This window comes from Streptomyces erythrochromogenes (assembly GCF_040684695.1).
GTDB lineage: Bacteria > Actinomycetota > Actinomycetes > Streptomycetales > Streptomycetaceae > Streptomyces > Streptomyces erythrochromogenes_C.
This window is the reverse complement of the sequence record NZ_JBFBGM010000059.1, coordinates 1-6622: the sequence shown is the minus strand read 5'-3', so window position 1 is coordinate 6622 and position 6622 is coordinate 1. Positions and strand designations below refer to the sequence as shown.

Annotated in this window: 5 protein-coding genes; 2 read left to right on the top strand and 3 right to left on the bottom strand. The window is 68.2% G+C overall.

Annotated features, from left to right (window positions below; all coding sequences use genetic code 11):
* Positions 1-2686 (top strand): RHS repeat-associated core domain-containing protein (locus tag AB0O53_RS38235; RefSeq protein ID WP_351002201.1); only part of this gene is annotated, 2686 nt, incomplete at its 5' end.
* 4 nt (positions 2687-2690) lie between these two features.
* A complete protein-coding gene (locus AB0O53_RS38230; RefSeq protein ID WP_365201826.1) occupies positions 2691-2996 on the top strand; it encodes a hypothetical protein in 306 nt (101 codons plus the stop codon).
* Between the two features lie 23 nt (positions 2997-3019).
* Here the strand turns inward: AB0O53_RS38230 and AB0O53_RS38225 are convergent, their stop codons facing one another.
* From AB0O53_RS38225 to AB0O53_RS38215, 3 genes are all read right to left on the bottom strand, one after another.
* Positions 3020-3412, bottom strand: coding sequence for an Imm50 family immunity protein (locus tag AB0O53_RS38225; protein ID WP_351002197.1), 393 nt, complete (start codon positions 3410-3412; stop codon positions 3020-3022).
* Position 3413: 1 nt separating this feature from the next.
* Positions 3414-3875, bottom strand: coding sequence for an Imm50 family immunity protein (locus AB0O53_RS38220; protein ID WP_351002195.1), 462 nt, complete (start codon positions 3873-3875; stop codon positions 3414-3416).
* A 7-nt stretch (positions 3876-3882) separates the two neighbouring features.
* On the bottom strand, positions 3883-6622 hold a 2740-nt coding region (locus AB0O53_RS38215; RefSeq protein ID WP_365201822.1), incomplete at its 5' end, for an RHS repeat-associated core domain-containing protein.

Genomic DNA, 6622 nt, shown 5'->3' with positions numbered 1-6622 from the left:
CGAGGAGGGAAGCGGCGGCCACCTCGCGCTGACCCTCGCGTACTCCGACCCGGACCCGGCCACGGGCCACCGCACCACAACGCTCACCACGGCTGAGGGGCACGCCACCCGCTACCGCATCGACCGTCGGTTCCGCGTGATCGCGGAGACGGACCCGCTGGGCGCGACGACCCGCTTCACGTACGACCGCAACGGTCGCCTCCTCACACGCACCGATCCCCTGGGTCTGACGACAACGTGCACGTACGACGAGCAGAGCCGTCTGAAGTCGGTGACCCGTCCGGACGGACGGTCGAGCCGTGCTGAATACAACGAGCTCGGCCTGCCGGTGAAGCTGACTCGGCCGGACGGCACATCGGTCCGGCAGACCTTCGACGAACGCGGCAACCTGCTGTCGACGACGTCCGCGGACGGTGCCACGACCCACTTCGGCCACAACGAGTTCGGCCACCCGACCTCGGTGACCGACGCGCTGGGCAAGGTCACCTGGATCTCCTGCAACGCAGCCGGGCTGCCGCTCACCATCACGGAGCCGCTGGGCGCGAACACGTCGTACGAGCGGGACTCCTTCGGCCGTCCCGTCGCCTTGACCGACCCGCTCGGCCGGACCACACACCAGACCTGGACGGTCGAGGGCCGCCTGACACGCCGGCAGTACCCGGACGGTGCCACGGAGTCATGGACGTACGACGGCGAGGGCAACCGTCTCACGCACACGGACCGGGCAAACGCGACGACGTCCTACGAGTACGGCGACTTCGATCTGCTGGTCGCCCGCACCGCACCGGACGGTGCACGGTACGAGTTCTCTCACGATGCCGGACTGCGGATGACGGGGGTCACCGATCCTGACGGGCTGACCTGGACCTACACATACGATCCGGCGGGCCGCCTCCTGCGCCGGTCGGACTTCGACGACCGCGCGCAGAGCTACGCCTACGACCCGGCGGGCCGGCTGACCGCCTGTACGAATGCTCTGGGCGAGGCCGTCACGTACGAGTACAACATGCTCGGCCAAGTCACCCGGAAGACCACGATGGATGGCACCATCGCCTTCGAGTACGACGCCTCCGACCAACTCGCCGTCGCCTCGTCGCCGAAGGCGACGATCACATGGCTGCGCGACCGGCACGGCCGTGTTGTGTCCGAGACGGTCAATGGCCGGACGATCACCTACGCGTACGACGTTCTGGGCCGCCGGGTCAGCCGTACGACTCCGTCGGGGGCGACGGCAACCTGGACCTATGATGCGGCGGGCCGCCGATCGTCCCTCACCGCCTCCGGCCGTACGATCGGCTTCGGCTATGACGCTGCCGGTCAGGAGGTCTCCCGCACGATCGCAGGGGTGCTCACCCTCACCCACGCTTACGACGAGCTGGGGCGGCCCACGGACCAGCACCTGGTGACCCGTGACGGCCGCACGCTGCAGCGGCGCGGCTACGCCTACCGGGCCGACGGGGCCCTGACCGCCCTCGACGATCTGCTGGCGGGCCCGTGCACTTTCACGCTCGATGAGGCGGCGCGGGTCACCGCAGTCCACGGCCCGTCGTGGGAAGAGCAGTACGCGTACGATGCCGTGGGCAACCAGATCGCGGCCACCTGGCCCAACCACCACCCGGGAGCGGCGGCACGGGGCTCCCGCAGTTATACGGGAACCCGTATCGCGAACGCGGGTGGAATCCGGTACGAGCACGACGCCCTGGGCCGGACCGTCCTGCGCCAGAAGGCGAGGCTGTCGCGCAAGCCGGACACCTGGCGGTACGAGTGGGACGCTGAGGACAGGCTGACCGGGGTGGTGACCCCGGACGGCACGGTCTGGCGGTATGTCTACGACGCGCTGTCCCGCCGGATTGCCAAGCACCGGCTGGCCACAGACGGTTCGGTGGCCGAGGAGACGGTCTTCACCTGGGACGGCTCCGCCCTGTGCGAGCAGACCAGTAACCCGGTCACGGTGACCTGGACTCACGTCGGCGTGCACCCGCTGACGCAGACCGAGACCAACGGTGTCGATGAACGCTTCTTCGCGATCGTCACGGACCTGATCGGCACGCCGAAGGAACTCGTCGCCGAGGACGGCGAGATCGCCTGGCACACCCGGTCCGCCCTGTGGGGCACCACCACCTGGAACCGCGATGCGACGGCGTACACACCACTGCGCTTCCCGGGCCAGTACTTCGACCCTGAAACGGGCTTCCACCACAACTACTTCCGCATCTACGACCCCGAAACGGCTCGTTACCTCTCCCCGGACCCGCTAGGTCTGGCCCCCGCCCCCAACCCGACGACCTACGTCCACAACCCTCACGTGTGGTCGGACCCGTTGGGCCTCAAGCCGTACGACATCCCGTGGTCGAGCGGCAATGTCTCCCGCGCGGTGCGGGACATCGACAACGGGCAGACCTCGATATACGTGAAATCGCGAGCCGAGGCGGAAGAGATCCTGCTCGGGAAGTTCCTCGGCGACGGATACCGAAACGCCGAAGGCTTCGATGGAAAGGGGACGCGCCAGTACTTCGGCGACAAGGGCGGTACGTATCATTGGGACGACAAACTCGGAGAGGACGGCCGCGTTCTGGGGCACGGTGCGAACAATCGGGACGGGGACCTCCCCCACCTCCAAGTCCACACTTTCCCGAAATCTCAGTACGGTGGCGAAATCATTCGAATATTCTGGGGAGAGAGGTAAAGAAATGCGCATGCAGGCGGCAAATCGTCTGACTATGACGAAGGCGGGCATCACGGCCCGTGTTGTGGCGAACGAGCCGGGGCGAGTCGCCTGGGTCGCCGTCTATCCCGTGGACGGCGGATTCATGGTCTTCACGGTGGAGATTCCCGAACACCTGGCGGATGACAGTGCGTGCTTCGGCGAGGAATCCATTACGCGGCGGAACCTGGGCACGTTCCCGACGATCGAAGAAGTCGACAGGGCCGTCACCGGACTCGGCGTCGACCCCGACGAGCTGGACGCCCCCTGGCGCAACGACTATCCGCTGTAGCGGTGTACCGGCGGCAGCGCCCGCTACACCGGTCCCTGCAGATAGACCCGGGTGTGTGAGATCCGAGAAGCAGCGGCGGTGAAGGCCATCGAGCGGGTGCTGCTGCGCACCGAGACGTGAAGGGAGCCGGATGCGTCGCCGCCGGTGATCTGGACCGAACGTTCCGCCTCCGCCTGGATGCCGCACAGCTGGAGGTCTGTCACACCGGTGAACTCGATCCAGAAGCGCAGCGTGTTGTACGCCTTCTCCGCCCACTCCGGCTTCGGGTGCCGTGGAAGCTGCTGAGTCTCGAAGCCGAACGTCACCGAGGTGTCGCGCTCGTCGATGTGCAGGTAGAAGAACTGACAGGTGCTCAGATCAGGTACGGGCGTGCCGTACAAGGTCCGCAGCTCCGGCCAATCGATTGAATCTGTCATTTCACACACGCTCATAGAAGGTGTTGACGTACGTCGGGGGCACGGTCGGGTAGAGCTTCGTTTCGAACGGCCGGGAGAAGTTGTGCCGACCTCTGTCGCTACCATCCGCATCCGGCGTGAAGACACTGATTCTGCCCGCCTTGAGCGACGCGTTCGACGTGAACGAAACGGTGACACCCGGGCCGGTCACGTCCACCGCCAGTCGGTGTTCGGGCAGTGCACGCAGTGCGACGTCCGCCGTGACCGGAGGCTGCCACCCTTCCATGCGGAAGTCCTGGACCATGTAGAACTGAATGTGGCACTGCATGGTGTCACCCGGGCCGCCTTGCCAGTGATCGGGAAATCTCGGCAGGTCGAGCCGCAACGTAACGGTCGGGTCCCAACCGTCCACATGCACCGAGCGCAGTCGAACGCCTGTCAGGTCCGGAACCTCGTCGTAGTGCGACTGGAGGTCCGGGTTCACTACGAGATCAGTCCAAGTCATAGTAATAGTGTGCCTCTGCGCCGTCGATGACACCGTTGCGGGGGTCGTCCCCTGGTCGAACGTGCACGTGCGGGGGCTGATACCCGGGCTGCCCCGGCTGCTGGTGGCCGAACCAGTGATCTTGGTAGATGACGACGTCGCCGTTCGGCAGCTCGTACCACTCCTCCCTGTAGAAGATCGGCTGATGGTCCGGTCCCATCAGCTGTCCGCCACCTTGCCAGTCGGGCTTCGTCGCACTTACCCAGTCGTCCACGTGCCACGGTTCCTGGCCCTCGGGGACGCCGGCGTCGCGCAGTGCCTGAGCCCTGGCCTCGTTCCTGTCACGGCCCACCTTCGGAGGGCAGTCGTCCGGGGCCAGTCCGAGTACGTCTGCCCACATCAGCGGGTTCGGGACGTACGTGGATGCGTTGGGGGCGGGTCCGAGGCCGAGGGGGTCGACCGAGAGGTAACGGGCGGTTTCGGGGTCGTAGTAGCGGAAGCAGTTGTAGTGCAGACCCGTCTCGGGGTCGAAGTACTGGCCGGGGAAGCGGAGCGGTGTGTAGGCGTCCGCTTCGGTGTTCCAGGTCGTGGTGCCCCACAGGGTGCTGCGGGTGCGCCAGGCGATCGCGCCCGCCTCGTCGACGAGCTCGGTCGGCGTACCGATCAGGTCGGTGACGATGGCGAAGAACCGGCTGTCGATCTCACTGCCGTCCGTGTCGGTCAGTTTCTCGGTCTGGGCCAAGGGCTGGAGGCCGTCGTGGTCCCAGGTGAGGGTGACGGTGTGCGGTTGGTCCGGGGTGGTGGTCGTCTGCTCGCACAGGGTCATGCCGTCCCAGACGAAGACGGTCTCCTCCGCAACGGTGACGCCGTCCGCCGCCATGCGCCGCTTGGCGCTGCGGCGGCCGAGTGCGTCGTACGCGTAGCGCCACAGGGTCCCGTCGGGGGTGGTGACGGCCGTGAGGCGGTCCTCGGCGTCCCACGCGTAGCGCCAGGTGTTGGGCTTGCGTGAGAGCTGGGTGCGCCGGCGGAGGGTGATCCGGCCGGCGTCGTCGCACTCGTAGCGGACCCGGCCGGCGCCGACGAGCCGCATCCCCTCGTAGGTGCGCGGCCCGGTGGCGTCGGAGCCGCCCGGGTGGCCGACGGGCCACGAGGCCTGCGTCTGGTTGCCCGCGGCGTCGTAGGCGTATCGCTCGCTCCAGCCCGCGGCACTCACCGCGGTGACCCGACCCACCGGGTCCAGCTCGTACGTCCGGGCGCCCGCAAGCTCGTCTTCGACGCCCACCAGGTAGCCGTCGGCCCGGTAGGCGTAGCCGCGCCGCTGCAGCAGCCGGCCGTCCGAACCGATCACCCGCTGGTCCACCAGGCGGCCGAGCGCGTCGCGCGCGAAGTCCAGCGTCACCGCGTCACCGATACGGCGGTCCGTCTCGCGGCCCAGCGCGTCCCGCTCGAAGCCGATGCGACGCCCGGAGGTGGTCAGGCCCGTGCGGCGGCCGGCCGCGTCGTACGTCCAATGCGCGGTCGCCCCGGAGGGCGTGGTCCGCGCGACGACGCGGCTCAGCTCGTCGTACACACGGGTGAGGGGCCGTCCGTCGGCGACCTCCTCGCGGATGCGCCCGAAACGGTCGCGCAGGTACGTCAGGGTGCTTGTGGGCCCGGTGATCGACGCCAGGCGGTCCGAGTAGTCGTACTCGTATCGGGTGACGATGCCGTCCGCGTCCTTGAGGGTGCGGTTGTCGAGGACGTCGTACTCCGTGCGGACCGTTTGGCCCGCGGCGTTGGCCCGCGTGATCAGCCGCCCGGCCGCGTCGTGGACGTACCGCACGGTGCGGCCGTCGAAGTCGGTCTCCGATTCCGGCCGGCCGGCGGCGTCGTAGGCGTACCGCCAGCTGAGCCCGTGCGGATTGACCACCTCCGTCAGGCGGAGCCGAGCGTCGTGGACGAAGGTGTAGCGGACGCCGTCCGGGCCGGTACGGGCCGTCGGTAGATCGAAGTCGCCGTACTCGAAGGTCGTGGTTCCGCCGAGCGCGTCGGTGTGCCGGACACAGTTGCCCTCGCCGTCGTACTCCCAGGACTGGGAGGTGGCATCGGGTTCGGTGCGCCGCGCGAGTCGGCCCTCCGGAGTCCATTGCAGCGTCGTGGTGTTTCCGAGCGGGTCCGTGATGCGCATCGCGCGGCCGAAGGGATCCCGTTCGTACCGGGTGACCGCGCCGAGCGGGTCGGTGATCTCGACCGGCAGGCCCGCGCGGTCGCAGCGGATCCGCGTGGTGGATCCGGCCGGATCGGTGACGGAGGTGACCTCGCCCGAGGCGCCGTAGACGTATCGGGTCGTCCCCCCGACAGGCCCGGTGAGGGAGGTGCGGTTGCCCCGCTCGTCGTAGGTGAAGCGCCATGTGGTGCGGTCGGCCTTGGTGTGCAGGACGGGGCGCCCCGCCTCGTCGTACTGGGAGCTCAGTTCCTTGCCGTCTGGGCGGACGACGGAAACCAGCCTGCCCTCATCATCGCGTCCGAACGCAGTGGTGCGGTCCAGCGGATCGGTGAGGGAGACCAGTCGGCCACGGGCGTCGTACGCGGACCTGGTCACCGCGCCCAGCGGGTCGATGCTCTGCACCACGCGGTACGCCGCGTCGATGAGGTAGCGATGCACTTCGCCGTCTGGGCTGGTCGTGGTGGTGGTACGCAGACCGGTGTGCGGGGCGGGCTCCCCGTAGGCGAAGGCGAGCGTCATATGCCCGTTGGCCCCGCCTTGT